Origin of the sequence: Enterobacter cloacae complex sp. I3, from assembly GCF_014896175.1 — a bacterium.
GTDB classification, from domain to species: domain Bacteria; phylum Pseudomonadota; class Gammaproteobacteria; order Enterobacterales; family Enterobacteriaceae; genus Enterobacter; species Enterobacter bugandensis.
In genome coordinates, this window is record NZ_JADBQZ010000009.1 from 48,876 (window position 1) to 65,428 (window position 16,553).

Here is a 16,553-nt window from a genome sequence, read left to right on the forward strand (position 1 = left end):
TCTTCTGGAATCACCATGAACGATGGAACGGACTATCGCGCGATCCTCGCGTCTGATACCCCTTTAATCGACGTTCGCGCGCCGATCGAATTTGCCCAGGGTGCGATGCCCGCCGCACTCAACCTGCCCTTAATGAACGACGACGAGCGTGCCGCCGTCGGTACCTGCTATAAGCGCCAGGGACCCGACGCCGCGCTGGCGCTCGGCCATAGCCTGGTGAGCGGCGAGACGCGGGCGGCGCGCATTAACGCCTGGCGCGAAGCCAGCCTTGCGCACCCCGAAGGCTATCTCTGCTGCGCGCGCGGCGGTCAGCGCTCGCATATCTCTCAGGCCTGGCTGAAAGAAGCTGGCATCGACTACCCGCTGATCCGCGGCGGCTATAAGGCCCTGCGCCAGACGGCGATTCAGGTCACCATTGAGCAGTCGCAAAAGCCGATGGTGCTTATTGGCGGCTGTACCGGCAACGGTAAAACGCTGCTGGTGAAGCAGCACGCACAGGGCATCGATCTGGAAGGGCTGGCGCACCATCGCGGCTCGTCGTTTGGCCGCACGCTTACGCCGCAGCTTTCCCAGGCGAGCTTCGAGAATCACCTTGCGGTTGAGCTATTGAAAAAAGACGCCGCGCGCTGGGTGCTGGAGGACGAGGGCCGGATGATTGGCTCCAACCACCTGCCGGAGTGCCTGCGCGACCGCATGGTTGACGCCCCTATCGTTGTCGTCGAAGACCCGTTTGAAACCCGACTTGAGCGCCTGCGCGAAGAGTATTTTGACCACATGTGGGCGGATTTTTCTGCCGCGTACGGTGAGGAGGCGGGCTGGAAGGAGTACAGCGAGTACCTGCACCACGGCCTGTTTGCCATTCGCCGTCGGCTTGGGCTACAGCGTTTTGCGGAATTTACGGCGCTGCTGGACGCGGCTCTTGCCGAACAACAGCGAACGGGCAGCACCGACGCGCACTTCAGCTGGCTTGTACCGCTGCTGAAGGACTATTACGACCCGATGTACGGCTATCAGCTGGAGAAGAAAGCGGAGAAGATTGTCTATCGCGGGACGTTCGCAGAAATTGCCGAGTGGCTTAATCGCTAAAAAAAGCCGGGTGGCGAGGTAAAAGCAAAACGGCAACCTGGGTTGCCGTTTATAATGTTTTTTCCCTCTCCCTGTGGGAGAGGGTCAGGGTGAGGGCATCAGGCCGCACCCTACATGACACCTTAGAAGTCGTAACGCAGACGCACCAGGTTCATGTCGCCCAGGTTGTCGGTGCTGGAGGTGAACACGTGTTCGTAATCCACGCGGAAACCGTAATCCAGCTGGAAGCTGATACCCACGCCGTTGTCGATGCGCTGGTAGTTACGGCCATTCACGTACTCAATGCGGTCACCCATGAAGTAAGGCTGGATGGATTTCACCGCGTACTGACCGATTGGGAATTTGTACCCTGCGAAGTATTCAATACCCCACGCGTCGCCCGCAAAGTAGTCGTTAACAGACACTTTTTTGGTGGTCAGGAAGTTCTGGTACCAGCCGCCGCCAGCGGAGAAGGTCCAGTTGTCCGGCGTCCAGCTCAGCGCGGTACCGACAATATTCTGGTCGTAGGATTTGCTGTCGCCGTTGTCCGGGTTACGCATGTCCGCGCGGGTGTAGTTCCACGCAGCGCCCCAGGTCAGATCGGTGGTCAGGTGGTAATCGATACCCAGTGAGCCGCCACCTTTACGCTTGTAGCGCAGGCCGTTGCCCGGCAGGTATTCGCTGTCTTCAAACAGGTAGGATGCATAGATGTCCGCATCGCCCACGGTTTTCTTATATTTCAGCATCTGGCGTGAACGGTAAGAGCCGTCGTAGTCGCCGTTGATCCCGTTACCCGGCGCCTGGCCGATCATGTCGTAGTCCCAGATATCGGTTTTCGCGCCCACCACATCGTAGTACACGCTGTTCTGCTGGCCGAAGGTCAGCGTGCCCCAGGTGTCGCTCTTCAGGCCGGTGTAGAGCATACGGCGTGAGGTGTCGTGCGCGCCGTCGGCGTAGTGGTTATCCCAGTTAAACTGCGCCGGAATGTTCACCCCCAGCTCGTAGTAGCTGATCCAGCTGATGTCGTCAAACAGGTAGTAGTCTGCCGCGAAACGGAAGCGGGTACCGCCGTCAAAGCCGTTACGCTTGTAGCCGTTTTTGCCGTCATCGCCGGTCATGTTCTGGAATTGCGGACGAATACTACCGCCAACGGTGAAGTTCAGGCGGCTCAGCGGGTTACCCGCCTGAGGATCTTGCTTAAGTACGGTGATTTCTGCCTGAGATGCAAAAGTAGTCAATGCCACTGCCGCGCCGATCGTTGCCGCCAGCGCTGATTTTTTTATAGTCATTATTTTTCCTTAATAGACACGCTGCTAAATATTTAGCTGGTGAATATTAACCGGAAATTTTCGGGCTGTGTGGGCGGGTTTTTAATGTTTTGTGCTACTAAATGCGCTGGCATTATCACTTTGTGCTATTTAAGCATTACGCACCGGCATAAAAACCGGTGCGTAATTATTACCATGCCAAATCAATTCACAAACTGCCGGAACAGAGCCTTGCCCTTTAACAATCGCGCCCCGAGCCAGCCCCCGCAGAGGGAGAGCAGCACCGCGCCGCAGAGAGGGAGTACTAGCCAGAGACGCCAGTCAGGCTCCCACGGGAAGTCGAAGACCTTTGTCTGCAGCACCGCCAGCGCCGTCTCCGCGCCAATCGCCGCGACCAGACCCGCCACCAGCCCAAGCAGCGCAAACTCGCTCCAGAGCGTCGCCCGCAGCAGCCGCTTACCCGCGCCGAGCGTGCGGTAGACTATCAGTTCCTGATGACGCTGGCGCATGCCCACCTGCACCTGCGCCAGCAGCAGCAATATGCCGCAGATTGTCACCAGCACCACCATCACCTCCAGCGCCCGGCTCACCTGCTCCAGCACTTGCCCGACCTGTTTGAGGATCGCGCCAATATCCAGCAGGCTCACCGTCGGGAACTCCCGGTTAAGCTGCGTCAGCATGCCGTTGCCGTTTTCCCAGCGGAAGCTGGTCAGCCAGCTCTGCGGCTGCCCGTCCAGCGCGCCCGGCGGGAAGATGAAGAAGAAGTTTGGCCGCAGGCTTTCCCAGTCCACTTTACGGAGGCTGGTGACTTTGGCGGTAAAATCCTGGGTATCACCGGTGAAGGTCACGCTGTCCCCGAGCTTCACGTTCAGGCGCGTCGCCAGCCCCTCTTCCATCGACACCTCTCCCGCTTTCGGCGGCCAGGAACCGGCGGTAATGGGGTTATGGTCGGGACGTTTCTCCTGCCAGGTCAGGTTGAGTTCGCGGTTAAGCGACTCGTCCTTGTTCCCCTCAGTTGACTGGCCGTTGATCTGCGTCAGACGCGCGCGGACGATGGGATAGAACGACTCGGGGATAATGTGATGCTCCGACAGGAAGCCCTTCAGCGGCGTTACCTGTTCCGGTGCGATGTTGATCAGGAAATAGTTCGGGCTTTCCGGCGGAAGCTGCTGCTGCCAGCGATCCAGCAGATCCCCGCGAAGCACGAGAAGCAGCGCCAGCAGCATAAACGACAGCGAAAAGGCCGACAGCTGGCTGAGCGTTGACCAGGGCTGATGCAGCAGGCGGTTGACCGCCAGCCGCACCGGCAGGGATTTTACCGTCAGCCTTTTCAGGACGTTGAGCAGTATCCAGCCCAGCACTCCGCACAGCAGCGCCAGTACCACCGCGCCGGCCAGCACGGCCCACAGCAGGGTGCTGCCGCCCATCAGCCAGGCCAGCAGCCCGACCGCAACAGCAATAATCGCCGGGAGATAGAACTTCAGCGGCCAGACGTTCGCCACCACATCATTGCGCAGCACCCGCAGCGGCTGCGTCGCGAGCAGCAGGCGGTACGGGCGCAGCCCCACCAGCACCGAGATCACCGTCATCGCGCCCATCGCCCACAGCCACGGCCAGAGGCTTGCCGGGGGCAAAGCGGCCGGCAGCACCGGTTTCAGCATCACCATCAGCAGTTTTTCAAACAGCAGGCCTATTATTCCGCCAGTGAGCGCAGAGAGGGCCAGCAGCATCAGCCACTGGCCGACGATCAGCTTGCGCAGCTGCGCCCGCCCCGCGCCGAGGGTTTTAAGGATCGCCACCAGGTCGTAGCGGCTGCGGCAGTAGTGCCCCATCGCCACGGCAACCGCCGCCACCGCCAGCAGCAGGGTTAACAGCGCCGACAGCAGCAGGAACTGTTGGGAACGTTCGAGGGATTTGCCGAGCGCCCCTTCGTCCTGCTCCAGCCCGTACCAGCGGTGTTCCGGCTTGAGCTGCGGCAGAAGCCATTTTTCATACGCCTCCAGCTGCGCGGGCGTGCCGCCAAATTTGTAGCGCCAGGTGACGCGGCTTCCCGGCTGGACGGCGTTGGTTTTCGCGACATCGGCGGTGTTCATCAGCAGGCGCGGCGCGAGCTGGAACGGGTTAAAGCCGGAGTCGGGCTCCTGCACCACTTCCCCGGCGATTTTCAGCGTGGCATCGCCAACGTCAATACTGTCGCCGGGTTTCAGGTTGAGAAGTGCCATCAGGCGCGATGCCAGCAGCACCGTGCCGGGCGTCGGCTTTAGCCCCGGCGGGCTGGTTTGTAATTCCCCGTACATCGGGTAGATGTCGTCCACGGCCTTCACGCTGGCGAGCTGCGGGGTGTCCCCCGCGAAGGTCATGGTCTGGAAGGTGAGCTGCTCCCCCACCTTTAGCCCTTCCTTGCGCGCTTCCTCAATCCAGCCAGGCGGCACAGGACGCGAGCTTTGCAGCGCCCGGTCCCCGGCCATAAATTCGCGGCTCTGCTGGCTGAGCCCTTTTTCCATACGGTCGCTGACGCTGCCGAGCGCCAGCACGCAGGCCACCGCCAGGCTTAACGCCAGCCAGACAATCAGCAGCGAGGGCGAGCGCCATTCGCGCCAGAACCAGCGGGCGATCATGCTTCCTCCTGAAGAATACCGTTCACCAGCCGCAGGCGGCGGTCGCAGCGGGCGGCCAGTTGCGGATCGTGGGTCACGAGGATCAGCGTGGTGCCATGTTCGCGGTTAAGCGAAAACAGTAGGTCAGCAATTTTGTCTCCGGTTTTACGGTCAAGGTTGCCGGTGGGTTCATCGGCAAACAGCACTTCCGGGCGGCCGTTAAACGCCCGCGCCAGCGCCACGCGCTGCTGCTCGCCACCAGAAAGCTGTGCCGGAAGATGGTCGAGGCGCTTGCCCAGGCCGAGCTGTTCCAGCAGCGCCTTCGCATGCGTGCGGCTTTCGCGGCTCTTTTCGCCGCGCAGCAGCGCCGGGAGCTCGACGTTTTCCAGCGCGTTCAGGGTCGGGATCAGCATAAAGGACTGAAAGACAAAACCGATATGCCGCGCGCGCAGCGCGGCTCGCGCCTCTTCATCAAGCTGGTGCAGCGGTTGCCCGACCAGGTGGACTTCGCCGCTGCTGCCGTCGTCCAGACCGGCCAGAATCGCCAGCAGCGTAGACTTGCCGGAACCGGATTCGCCAATCAGCGCGATGGTTTCGGCGCGTTTGACAACGAGTTCAACTCCGGTAAGGATTGAAAGCTCCTGCTCCCCCTGACCGACGGACTTCTTAAGACGATGAACTTCAACACTGTTTTCCGCTGGCATTTGCCCTTCCTGTTTTTGATGCTGATGACCTTCCGCGCGGCGGCAGCGGACACGTTACTGATTCTTGGCGACAGCCTGAGCGCGGGCTACCGCATGGCGGCCAGCGCGGCCTGGCCGGCTCTGCTCAATGACAAATGGCAAAGCAAGACAACCGTTATCAACGGCAGCATCAGCGGCGATACCTCGCAGCAAGGTCTGTCGCGCCTGCCTGCGCTGCTCAAGCAGCATCAGCCGCGCTGGGTGCTGGTTGAGCTTGGCGGTAATGACGGCCTGCGTGGCTTCCAGCCGCAGCAAACCGAGCAAACGCTGCGCACCATTTTGCGGGACATCAAGGCGGCAAACGCCCAGCCGCTGCTAATGCAAATTCGCCTGCCCGCCAACTACGGTCGTCGGTATAATGAGGCCTTTAGCGCGATCTACCCTAAGCTTGCCAAAGAGTTTGATATTCCGCTCCTGCCATTTTTCATGGAAGAGGTCTATCTCAAACCCCAGTGGATGCAGGACGACGGTATCCACCCCAATCGCGATGCGCAGCCGTTTATTGCCGACTGGATGGCAACGCGGCTGGCTCCTTTAGTTAAACATGACTCGTAATTCAGCGGAGTTCCTGACAGGTAAAGTTATGCAAAAATCGGTCTTAATCACAGGATGTTCCAGCGGAATCGGCTTTGAAAGCGCGCTTGAACTAAAGCGCCAGGGATTCAGGGTGCTGGCAGCGTGCCGCAAGCCTGACGATGTCGAGCGCATGAACGGGCTGGGCTTTACCGGCATACAGCTGGATATGGACTCGCCGGAGAGCGTTGAACGCGCCGCCGACGAGGTGATAGCCCTGACCGAAGGCCGTCTGTACGGTCTCTTTAATAATGCCGGTTACGGCGTGTATGGCCCGCTGGATACGCTCTCGCGCGAAACGCTGGAGAAGCAGTTTTCAACCAATTTCTTCGGCGTCCATCAGCTCACCATGCGTCTGCTCCCGGCCATGCTGCCGCACGGCGAAGGGCGCATCGTGATGACATCGTCAGTGATGGGGCTGATTTCCACCCCGGGCCGCGGCGCCTACGCGGCCAGCAAATATGCGCTGGAAGCCTGGTCCGACGCCCTGCGCATGGAGCTGCGCCACAGCGGCATCAAGGTCAGCCTGATTGAACCCGGCCCGATCCGCACCCGCTTTACCGAAAACGTTAACCAGACCCAGGCGGATAAACCGGTCGAAAACCCCGGCATCGCCGCACGTTTTACCCTCGGGCCAGAGGCGGTGGTTGCCAAAGTGCGCCATGCTTTTGAGAGCGAGCATCCCAAAATGCGCTATCCGGTGACGCTGGTCACCCATGCCGTCGGCTGGTTAAAGCGCCTGCTGCCGGGCAGGATAATGGACAAAATTTTGCACGGCTGAGTTGAAGCGACGACGCTCATCCCCATGTAAAGAGTAAACCGACAAAAGAGAAAGCCGCATGTCCGTACAGAATATCGTCAATATTACAGAAGCAAACCTGCAACAGGTCCTCGAACAGTCGATGGCTAAACCGGTGCTGTTCTACTTCTGGTCTGAGCGCAGCCAGCACTGTCTGCAGCTGACGCCGGTGCTGGAAAGCCTTGCCGCGCAGTACAACGGTCAGTTCATTCTGGCGAAACTGGACTGTGACGCCGAGCCGATGGTGGCGTCGCAGTTTGGTCTGCGCGCCATTCCAACCGTTTATCTGTTCCAGAACGGCCAGCCTGTCGATGGCTTCCAGGGCCCCCAGCCGGAAGAGGCGATTCGCGCCCTGCTGGATAAAGTGCTGCCGCGCGAAGAAGAGCTGAAAGCGCAGGAAGCGATGGCGCTGATGCAGGAAGGCAAATACGACGAGGCGCTGCCGCTGCTGAAAGAGGCGTGGCAGCTGTCGAACCAGAACAGCCAGATCGGCCTGCTGCTGGCGGAAACGCAGATCGCCCTGCACCGTTCAGAAGACGCGGAAGCCGTGCTCAAGTCGGTTCCAATGCAGGATCAGGACACCCGGTATCAGGGGCTGGTGGCGCAGATTGAGCTGCTGAAGCAGGCGGCGGACACCCCGGAAATTCAGCAGCTGCAGCAGCAGGTGGCCGACAACCCGGCGGATGCCGCGCTGGCAAGCCAGCTGGCGCTCCAGCTGCATCAGGTGGGACGTAACGAAGAGGCGCTGGAGCTGCTGTTCAGCCACCTGCAGAAAGATCTGGCTGCCGCAGACGGTCAGGCGCGCAAGATGTTCCAGGAGATCCTGGCCGCGCTGGGCACCGGAGACGCGCTGGCGTCGAAGTATCGTCGTCAGTTGTACGCGCTGCTCTACTAACAAAAAATGCCCGGTGGCGCTAACGCTTACCGGGCCTACAAAAACGGATATTACCCCGTCTTTTTCAACGGCGTCACCACCAGCTGGTGGCGCGGGTTGTAGAACTTCCGATAGGTCAGGTAGCAGGCAATGATGGTGGACAGGCTCGCCGTGGAAAGCAGCATAAACGTCACCATGATCTGATATTTAATCGCTTTTACCGGATCGATACCGGCAAAGATCAGCCCCGACATCATGCCCGGCAGGCTCACCAGCCCCACCGTTTTGGCAGAATCCACGGTCGGGATCAGCGATGAGCGAATGCTCTCACGAATCAGCCGCGCTGAAGCCACTTTTGGCGTCGCCCCCAGGCTTAACTTCTCCTGCAGCTGCTGCTGTTCACTGCTGAAACGCTGGCCGAGGTTGTTGTAGCACAGGCCAACGGCCACCATGGCGTTTCCCGCAATCATCCCGGAGATAGGGATCACCTGCATCGGCGTAAACTCAATCGAGCCAGAGAGCACCAGCACCGCCAGGGTGAGCGCCGTCCCGGTGGTAATCGCGATAAATGACGAGATAAACGCCTTATCAATATATTTACTGCGTTTCTGCGCGTTCCACGCCGCGTTAAAGCAGATGAAGAGCACCATCAGCAGCGTCAGCACCGCGTGGTTGACGTTGAAAATATACTTCAGCACATAGCCGACGATGATGAGCTGTACCACCGCGCGGCAGATACTCCAGACAATATCTTTTTCCAGGCCCAGCTTTTCCCGGTAGCTGACGACGATAGCAATCAGCACCAGCACCATCGAAAACGCCAGAGATTCATTGGTAATGTTATGCTCACCCACGGTTGGCCTCCTGCATTTTCCCGCCGTGCGGCTGGAGCGTAATCACGTCATCCGCATGGGTAATTTCGTTTGAGTCGTGCGTCACCCACAGCACGGCAATATTCTGCTCGCGGGCGTAACGATGAATAATCTCGTTGACGTTGCGTTTGTTGGCATCATCGAGCGCGCTGGTGATCTCATCCAGCAGCAATACCTTCGGTAAGAACTGCAGATTACGGATCAGCGAGACGCGCTGCTTTTCGCCGCCCGAGAGCTCACTGATGGATTTGGTCAGCGTCTCCTTCGCCAGGCCAAAACGGGCCAGATCGTCGATGAATTTTTCCGGCTCCGGCGTTTTATTGCGGATTTGCCACGGAAAAATCAGGTTATCAAAAACCGTGTCGCCAAAAAGCACGGGCGTTTGTACGCAATAGGAGACCTGCTGGCGATAGCTTTCCGGGGAAAGTGACGCAATATCCTGCCCTTCAAACAGAATGGTTCCCTCCGTTGGGCTCAGCAGTGAGGCCACAATCTTCAGTAAGGTGCTTTTACCGCAGCCTGACGGCCCCGTTATCAGCTTGAACTCACCGGGAGAAAGGTTAAACCCGACATGCTGGAGGATCGTGTTATTTGCGACACGAAAGCCGACGTCCTTTATCTGCAAAACTGCATTTTCGTTGTTCATATTTTTTCCAGTAACTCCTGAGCGTTATTAGCATAATCCGTGCCGCACGTTCGTCACAACGCGTTTTAGCGCCCCCTTTCGCCACCAAGACTTCCGATTGTGTTTACCGTGCATTCATTAGACATGCTTTACACTTTCGTTTTACAGTTTACGCCGTGACCTTAGCGACACTTCCGTATCCCTGGTTTAGAACATTCGTTAAAGTGGTGTTAAGCTCTGCCCGCAACACAATAAGGAAGTACAAGAATGTCTAATATTCACACTTTTTATGAGTTTTCTGAACTTGAACCCGGCGTGAAAACCATCGATCAGCTTCTTGCCGCCATTGCTTCTGAATCCGTTACGGCTTATGTGTTCGGGGGAGAGCTTGTCCGGTTCGTTAAGGGCCTGCTGAAGATGAAGCCGGTCATTCAGCTGAAGAATTGCCGCTTTGCGTTTGATAACGGCACTCGCTTCGTTGAAATCGACGGCAGAGGGAATGTCAAAGAGTTCGAGCCGGGCAAGGTTCCGGCCTGGTTCCAGTCTCCCGGTGAGTTTGCCCGCGGCCAGTGGCTGGTCAACCATGATTTTGCGGACCTGATGACGCCGGAATTTATCCGCGCGTTTATCGAACGCTTCCCGGACGTAAGCAAACGACGCGAACACGCAAACCTGCTGTTCGATCTGCAGCTCAATAAGCTGGCGCCCGCGCAGCCCGCGGCGAAAAAGACAGGCAACGTTCAGGGCAAAACGACCAAACCCAAAGTCACCGATCTGCAGTCTTTCGAACTCTTCAGCCAGTTTTATGCACGTATGAAAACGGCAGTCTGTGCAGACCAGTTCCCGACGCTGCAAATTCTGACGGGACACGACGCCGTCAACGACGCGCCCACCTCTCTGAAGGGCGCGGTACGCACCTGGTTTAAAGGGATCACCGGTCAGCTTCCGCCGAACAACAAGCGCGTGGGCGCGGGCAATGCGGAACTGTTCTGCGCGCCGATCCGCGAGCAGCTGCGCCAGGTCGAAGAGATTGGGCTGGAGACCTTCTATCACGGCCTGTCGAAAGCCATCGCCGATGCGGGTGACGATGCGCTGATCGCTGACTTTACCTACAGCTACCACTAACGCTCTGCCCCGCCCGTCGGACGGGGCGAATTTTAGCCCATTAGCCGATATACTTACGAATAGCAAACACGCGCTTTTTCTCATCAAAGCATGCAAAACAGGAGGTTTTTATGCTCATCGTTGTTCCCGTCCTTATATTCGTCGCGCTGGTTATCGTGGGCGCAGGTGTCAAAATTGTCCCTCAGGGTTACCAGTGGACCGTAGAGCGCTTCGGCCGCTATACCAACACGCTGCAGCCCGGCCTGAGCCTGATTGTTCCGTTCATGGACCGGATTGGCCGCAAAATCAACATGATGGAGCAGGTGCTGGATATCCCCTCTCAGGAAGTGATCTCCAAAGATAACGCCAACGTTACCATTGATGCCGTCTGCTTTATTCAGGTGATTGATGCGCCGAAAGCGGCCTATGAGGTGAGCAACCTGGAGCTGGCGATCGTCAACCTGACGATGACCAATATCCGTACCGTGCTCGGCTCGATGGAGCTGGACGAAATGCTCTCCCAGCGCGACAGCATCAATACCCGCCTGCTGCACATTGTTGATGAGGCAACGAACCCGTGGGGGATCAAAGTCACCCGTATTGAGATCCGCGACGTGCGCCCACCGGCAGAGCTGATCGCCTCCATGAACGCGCAGATGAAGGCCGAGCGTACCAAGCGTGCCTATATTCTGGAAGCCGAAGGGGTCCGTCAGGCGGAGATCCTCAAAGCGGAAGGGGAAAAACAGTCGCAGATCCTGAAAGCCGAAGGCGACCGTCAGTCCGCGTTCTTACAGGCGGAAGCGCGTGAACGTTCCGCAGAAGCGGAAGCCCGCGCAACGCAGATGGTCTCCGAGGCGATTGCCGCCGGTGATATCCAGGCCGTGAACTACTTCGTGGCGCAAAAATATACCGATGCGCTGAAAGAGATCGGCTCCGCGAACAACAGCAAAGTGGTGATGATGCCCCTGGACGCCAGCAGCCTGATGGGCTCTATCGCGGGGATCGCCGAACTGATCAAAGACAGCGGAAACGAGCGTAAAAAATGATTGAGCTCATCGTTGCACATCCTCATGCCTTCTGGCTAAGCCTCGGTGGCTTATTGCTGGCGGCGGAGATGCTTGGCGGCAACGGCTACCTGCTCTGGAGCGGTGTTGCCGCTGTCATTACGGGCCTGCTGGTCTGGATCCTTCCTCTGGGCTGGGCGTGGCAGGGCGCGCTGTTTGCCGTGCTGACGCTGGTTGCCGCCTGGCTGTGGTGGCGCTGGCTTAACCGTCAGGTCAAAGAGCAGAAACCGCTGGACGCGCATCTCAACCAGCGCGGACAGCAAATTGTCGGCAAGCGCTTTACGCTCGACGCCGCGCTGGTGAACGGGCGCGGGCACATGCGCGTGGGCGACAGCTCGTGGCCGGTGGTGGCCGACGACGACCTCAGCGCCGGAACGCAGGTTGAGGTCATTGCGGTGGAAGGGATTACGCTGCGGGTAAAAGCCTGCTAGACGTGGGTTTTGCGATGGCAGCAGCCGGCAAGATTATCAATAATCGGGCAGTCGGCGCTGTCATCACCCGGACAGGATTCCGCCAGCTGCAGCAGCTGTTCGCGCATCGCCTGTAGCTCGATGATGTGGCGCTCGATCTCCGCCACTTTTTCCAGCGTGCGTTTTTTCACGTCCGCGCTGTGGCGCTTCGGATCGTTAAACAGGTTAACCAGCTCGCCGCACTCTTCCAGGTTAAATCCCACCTGTCTTGCCTGGCGCAGCAGCGTCAGCTCATCGAGATGCAGCTGCGTGTAGCTGCGGTAGCCGTTTTCACTGCGCAGCGGTGGCGTTACCAGCCCCTTCTCTTCATAAAAGCGGATCGCCTTGCTGGTTAAGCCGGTTTTTTTTGCCACGTCACTGATATTCACATTTCCCCCTTGACCTTCCCCTTGATGGAAGGTTTAACCTTCATAACAGTTAGCGAAAAGCGTTACTCCGGTCAACAACTGACCAATATATTATACGGGAGTTTTGTTATGTCTCACACTATCGACCTGACGCTGGACGGCCTCTCCTGCGGCCACTGCGTCAAACGTGTTAAAGAAAGCCTGGAACAGCGTCCTGACGTTGAAAGCGCTGAAGTGACTATCGACCATGCCGCCGTGACCGGCAGCGCCAGCGCGGACGCGCTGATTGATACCATTAAACAGGCCGGTTATGGGGCGGAGTTAAGCCACCCAAAGGCTAACCCGCTGGCAGAGTCATCATCCCCGTCGGAAGCACTGACAGCGGCCACTCCTGAGCTTCCGGCAGCGGATGATATTGATGACAGCCAACAGCTGCTGATCAACGGCATGAGCTGCGCCAGCTGCGTCTCCCGCGTGCAGAACGCCCTGCAGGCGGTACCGGGCGTCGCACAGGCACGGGTCAACCTTGCGGAGCGTACTGCGCTGGTGATGGGCAGTGCCTCCGCCGCAGATTTAGTGCAGGCCGTGGAAAAAGCGGGCTACGGGGCGGAGGCCATCGAAGATGATGCCGAGCGCCGCGAACGCCAGCAGGAAACGGCTATTGCCACCATGAAGCGCTTCCGCTGGCAGGCGATCGTCGCCCTGCTGGTCGGTATTCCGGTGATGGTGTGGGGCATGATGGGTGACAACATGATGGTCACCGCAGACAACCGCACGCTGTGGCTGGTGATTGGTTTAATTACCCTTGCGGTCATGGTCTTTGCAGGTGGGCATTTTTATACCAGCGCCTGGAAGAGCCTGAAAAACCGCACGGCGACGATGGATACGCTGGTTGCGCTCGGTACCGGCGCGGCGTGGCTGTACTCCATGAGCGTGAACGTCTGGCCCCAGTGGTTCCCGATGGAAGCCCGCCATCTCTATTATGAAGCCAGCGCCATGATTATCGGCCTGATTAACCTGGGCCACATGCTGGAAGCGCGCGCCCGTCAGCGCTCCTCGAAAGCGCTGGAACGTTTGCTCGATTTAACCCCGCCGACGGCCCGCTTGGTCACGGACGATGGGGAAAAAAGCGTCCCGCTGGCGGAGGTACAGCCGGGCATGACGCTGCGCCTGACCACCGGCGACCGGGTGCCCGTCGACGGTGAAATCACCCAGGGCGACGCCTGGCTGGATGAAGCGATGTTGACCGGGGAGCCGATCCCCCAGCAAAAATCACAGGGTGATGCGGTTCATGCCGGCACGGTAGTGCAGGACGGCAGCGTGCTGTTCCGCGCCAGTGCCGTCGGTAGCCACACCACGCTGTCGCGTATTATCCGCATGGTCCGCCAGGCCCAGAGCAGCAAGCCGGAGATTGGCCAGCTTGCTGACAAAATCTCGGCCATTTTTGTGCCGGTAGTAGTCGGCATTGCGCTGCTGAGCGCGGCGATCTGGTATTTCTTCGGCCCGGCACCGCAGATTGTCTACACCCTGGTCATCGCCACTACGGTGCTGATCATCGCTTGTCCGTGCGCTCTTGGCCTGGCGACGCCGATGTCAATTATCTCCGGCGTGGGCCGTGCCGCCGAGTTTGGCGTGCTGGTCCGTGATGCGGATGCCCTGCAGCGGGCGAGCACCCTGGATACGATTGTCTTTGATAAAACCGGCACGTTGACCGAGGGCAAACCGCAGGTAGTGGCCGTGAGTACCGCTGGCATTACGCAAGAGGACGCGCTGCGCCTTGCCGCCGCGCTGGAGCAGGGTTCCAGCCACCCGCTGGCCCGCGCCATTCTCGATAAGGCGAATGCTTCTGCCCTGCCGCAGGTCAGCAATTTCCGTACCCTGCGCGGGCTCGGCGTCAGCGGTGAAGCCGACGGCCACGCGCTGCTGCTGGGTAACCAGGCATTGCTGAATGAAAACGGTGTTGATACGTCCGCGCTGGAAGAAGAGCTGAAAGCACAGGCGTCTCGGGGCGCCACCCCGGTTCTGCTGGCGGTGGATGGCAAAGCCGCCGCGCTGCTGGCCGTGCGCGATCCGCTTCGCCAGGACAGCGTGGATGCCTTACAGCGCCTGCACCGCGCGGGCTATCGCCTGGTGATGCTGACCGGGGATAACCCGACCACCGCCAACGCCATCGCGAAAGAGGCCGGTATTGATGAGGTCATTGCGGGCGTGCTGCCGGACGGCAAAGCGGACGCCATCAAGAACCTGCAAAGTCAGGGTCGCCAGGTGGCGATGGTGGGCGACGGCATCAACGACGCCCCGGCGCTGGCCCAGGCGGACGTAGGGATAGCCATGGGTGGCGGGAGCGATGTCGCCATTGAAACCGCCGCCATTACGCTGATGCGCCACAGCCTGATGGGCGTTGCCGACGCCCTGGCCATTTCGAAAGCCACGTTGCGCAACATGAAGCAGAACCTGCTGGGGGCGTTCATCTATAACTCGCTCGGTATTCCGGTTGCTGCCGGCATTTTGTGGCCGCTAACCGGCACCCTGCTGAACCCGGTGGTTGCGGGTGCGGCGATGGCACTCTCCTCCATTACCGTGGTGAGCAACGCCAACCGTCTGCTGCGGTTTAAACCGAAGGATTGAACCTTGTTCTCGTACGCGCTAGCATGACCCTTTCCGGTCATGGAGCGCGTATGAGTCTGTTTAATCGTATAAAAGCATCGTTTCGCGCCCTCTTCCCCCGCCGCTATGCCTGGCCCGGCCTGGATATCTCGCTTCCCGGCGGGCAACACCTGCACCTGGTCGGCAGCATCCATATGGGCACGCAGGGAATGTCTCCTCTGCCATCCGGTCTGATAAAACGCCTGAAGCGCGCCGACGCGCTGGTCGTCGAGGCGGACATTTCCGGCCACGAGTCGCCGTTTGCCGGGCTTGAAAGCGATCTCCCGCTGGCGGAGCGCCTGAACGACGACCAGCTCGCGGAGCTGAGGCGCGTGGCGGCAGAAACCGGCGTGTCGCTCTCCATGATTGACAACCTGCCGCTGTGGCAAATTGCGATGGTGCTGCAGGCCACGCAGGCGCAGCGTCTGGGCCTGCGCGGTGACTACGGCATTGATTACCAGCTGCTGAACGTGGCGCGGGCGCGCCGTATGCCCATCATCGAGCTGGAAGGGACGGACAGCCAGATTGCGCTCCTGCGCCAGCTTCCTGACGACGGTCTGATGCTGCTGGATGATACCCTGACCCACTGGCACACCAACGCGCGTCTGCTGCAAACCATGATTGGCTGGTGGCTGGATGCGCCGCCCGCGGACGGTAAGCTGGCGCTACCGTCGACGTTCAGTGAATCGCTTTATGATGTGCTGATGAATGCGCGCAACAAAGCCTGGCGAGAGACGCTGCATGCTTTACCTGCGGGGGAGTACGTGGTCGCAGTCGGGGCGCTGCATTTATACGGCGAAGGGAATTTGCCGTCGCTGTTGAAATAAAAAAATGGCCAATATCTCTATTGGCCCGTCAAAGAGGAATTTCATCGTTTTTATTATACCGAAGTGACCTTCGGCTGAGCCGATTGTCGCTCAAAGTGACCATCACTGCCAACACTATTGCGCAAGATGGTGCTATTTTTTAGACAAACGTCAGGCGTATGCTTGCTGCATGAATTGTCTGCCGTAAGAAGGATAGCTATGACTCCCGCCGTTAAATTACTCGAAAAAAACAATATTTCTTTCCGGATCCATACTTACGATCACGATCCGAACGAAACCAACTTTGGTGATGAAGTGGTGCGCAAGCTGGGGCTGAACGCTGATCAGGTCTATAAAACGCTGCTGGTGGCGGTGAATGGCGATATGAAGCACCTCGCCGTGGCGGTAACGCCCGTTGCCGGACAGCTCGATCTCAAAAAGGTAGCGAAAGCGCTGGGGGCGAAAAAGGTGGATATGGCGGACCCGATGGTTGCGCAACGCACCACGGGCTATCTGGTGGGCGGGATCAGCCCGCTCGGACAGAAAAAGCGCCTGCCGACGCTGATCGATGCGCCTTCGCAGGAATTTGAGACGATCTATATTTCGGGCGGTAAACGCGGGCTGGATATTGAACTGGCCGCGGGCGATCTGGCGAAAATGCTGGACGCGAAGTTTGCGGATATTGCCCGCCGGGAGTAAA

General features: G+C 59.0%; 16 protein-coding genes. 10 read left to right on the forward strand and 6 right to left on the reverse strand.

The window, feature by feature from the left end; all coding sequences use genetic code 11:
* Nucleotides 1-15 precede the first annotated feature (15 nt).
* Nucleotides 16-1,086 carry a tRNA 2-selenouridine(34) synthase MnmH gene (gene mnmH / locus IM271_RS08635; RefSeq protein WP_059357447.1) on the forward strand — a complete coding sequence of 357 codons (1,071 nt, stop codon included), beginning with the start codon at nt 16-18 and terminating at the stop codon, nt 1,084-1,086.
* A 122-nt stretch (nt 1,087-1,208) separates the two neighbouring features.
* Here the strand turns inward: mnmH and IM271_RS08640 are convergent, their stop codons facing one another.
* The 3 genes from IM271_RS08640 to ybbA all read right to left on the reverse strand — a co-directional run bounded on the left by IM271_RS08640 (nt 1,209) and on the right by ybbA (nt 5,634).
* The gene (locus tag IM271_RS08640) at nt 1,209-2,354 is read right to left on the reverse strand and encodes a porin (RefSeq protein WP_047367634.1); all 1,146 of its coding nucleotides are present in this window, start codon (nt 2,352-2,354) and stop codon (nt 1,209-1,211) included.
* A 182-nt stretch (nt 2,355-2,536) separates the two neighbouring features.
* Nucleotides 2,537-4,951 carry a putative ABC transporter permease subunit YbbP gene (ybbP, locus tag IM271_RS08645; RefSeq protein ID WP_059357446.1) on the reverse strand — a complete coding sequence of 805 codons (2,415 nt, stop codon included), beginning with the start codon at nt 4,949-4,951 and terminating at the stop codon, nt 2,537-2,539.
* The gene (ybbA, locus tag IM271_RS08650; protein ID WP_041912055.1) at nt 4,948-5,634 is read right to left on the reverse strand and encodes a putative ABC transporter ATP-binding protein YbbA; all 687 of its coding nucleotides are present in this window, start codon (nt 5,632-5,634) and stop codon (nt 4,948-4,950) included. The genes ybbP and ybbA overlap by 4 nt, the downstream gene beginning before the upstream one ends.
* Between ybbA and tesA the strand changes: the two genes are divergently transcribed.
* From tesA to IM271_RS08665, 3 genes are read left to right on the forward strand one after another with little or no spacing between them, the layout of a single operon-like run.
* A complete protein-coding gene (gene tesA, locus IM271_RS08655; protein ID WP_028012213.1) occupies nt 5,605-6,228 on the forward strand; it encodes a multifunctional acyl-CoA thioesterase I/protease I/lysophospholipase L1 in 624 nt (207 codons plus the stop codon). The two genes, ybbA and tesA, sit on opposite strands and share 30 nt — an antisense overlap.
* Nucleotides 6,218-7,027, forward strand: coding sequence for an SDR family oxidoreductase (locus IM271_RS08660; RefSeq protein ID WP_193052454.1), 810 nt, complete (start codon nt 6,218-6,220; stop codon nt 7,025-7,027). The genes tesA and IM271_RS08660 overlap by 11 nt, the downstream gene beginning before the upstream one ends.
* A 58-nt stretch (nt 7,028-7,085) precedes the next feature.
* Nucleotides 7,086-7,940 (forward strand): co-chaperone YbbN, encoded by an 855-nt coding sequence (locus tag IM271_RS08665; protein WP_193052455.1) that lies wholly within the window; start codon nt 7,086-7,088, stop codon nt 7,938-7,940.
* Nucleotides 7,941-7,990: 50 nt separating this feature from the next.
* Here IM271_RS08665 and fetB read toward each other — a convergent pair whose 3' ends face one another.
* Nucleotides 7,991-8,773, reverse strand: coding sequence for an iron export ABC transporter permease subunit FetB (fetB, locus tag IM271_RS08670; RefSeq protein ID WP_041911046.1), 783 nt, complete (start codon nt 8,771-8,773; stop codon nt 7,991-7,993).
* Nucleotides 8,766-9,437 carry an iron ABC transporter ATP-binding protein FetA gene (gene fetA / locus IM271_RS08675; RefSeq protein WP_028012209.1) on the reverse strand — a complete coding sequence of 224 codons (672 nt, stop codon included), beginning with the start codon at nt 9,435-9,437 and terminating at the stop codon, nt 8,766-8,768. The genes fetB and fetA overlap by 8 nt, the downstream gene beginning before the upstream one ends.
* Nucleotides 9,438-9,683: 246 nt before the next feature.
* On the opposite strand from fetA, the gene IM271_RS08680 reads away from it, so the two are divergent.
* The 3 genes from IM271_RS08680 to IM271_RS08690 all read left to right on the forward strand — a co-directional run bounded on the left by IM271_RS08680 (nt 9,684) and on the right by IM271_RS08690 (nt 12,015).
* Nucleotides 9,684-10,541: a hypothetical protein gene (locus IM271_RS08680; RefSeq protein WP_041911048.1), complete on the forward strand. Its 858-nt coding sequence runs from the start codon at nt 9,684-9,686 to the stop codon at nt 10,539-10,541.
* Nucleotides 10,542-10,651: 110 nt separating this feature from the next.
* Nucleotides 10,652-11,566, forward strand: coding sequence for an SPFH domain-containing protein (locus IM271_RS08685; protein ID WP_008499312.1), 915 nt, complete (start codon nt 10,652-10,654; stop codon nt 11,564-11,566).
* Nucleotides 11,563-12,015 (forward strand): NfeD family protein, encoded by a 453-nt coding sequence (locus IM271_RS08690; RefSeq protein ID WP_028012207.1) that lies wholly within the window; start codon nt 11,563-11,565, stop codon nt 12,013-12,015. Before IM271_RS08685 ends, IM271_RS08690 begins: the two co-directional genes overlap by 4 nt.
* Here IM271_RS08690 and cueR read toward each other — a convergent pair.
* Nucleotides 12,012-12,422, reverse strand: a complete 411-nt coding sequence (cueR, locus tag IM271_RS08695) for a Cu(I)-responsive transcriptional regulator (protein WP_028012206.1) — start codon at nt 12,420-12,422, stop codon at nt 12,012-12,014. The two genes, IM271_RS08690 and cueR, sit on opposite strands and share 4 nt — an antisense overlap.
* Nucleotides 12,423-12,530: 108 nt before the next feature.
* Here cueR and copA point away from each other — a divergent pair, with 108 nt between their 5' ends.
* The 3 genes from copA (at nt 12,531) to ybaK (ending at nt 16,552) form a co-directional block, all read left to right on the forward strand.
* Entirely contained in the window at nt 12,531-15,029 is a 2,499-nt protein-coding gene (gene copA / locus IM271_RS08700) for a copper-exporting P-type ATPase CopA (protein ID WP_193052456.1), read from the forward strand.
* Nucleotides 15,030-15,079: 50 nt separating this feature from the next.
* A complete protein-coding gene (locus tag IM271_RS08705) occupies nt 15,080-15,874 on the forward strand; it encodes a TraB/GumN family protein (protein WP_049000966.1) in 795 nt (264 codons plus the stop codon).
* A gap of 198 nt (nt 15,875-16,072) precedes the next feature.
* The gene (ybaK, locus tag IM271_RS08710) at nt 16,073-16,552 is read left to right on the forward strand and encodes a Cys-tRNA(Pro)/Cys-tRNA(Cys) deacylase YbaK (protein ID WP_008499307.1); all 480 of its coding nucleotides are present in this window, start codon (nt 16,073-16,075) and stop codon (nt 16,550-16,552) included.
* Nucleotide 16,553 lies beyond the last annotated feature (1 nt).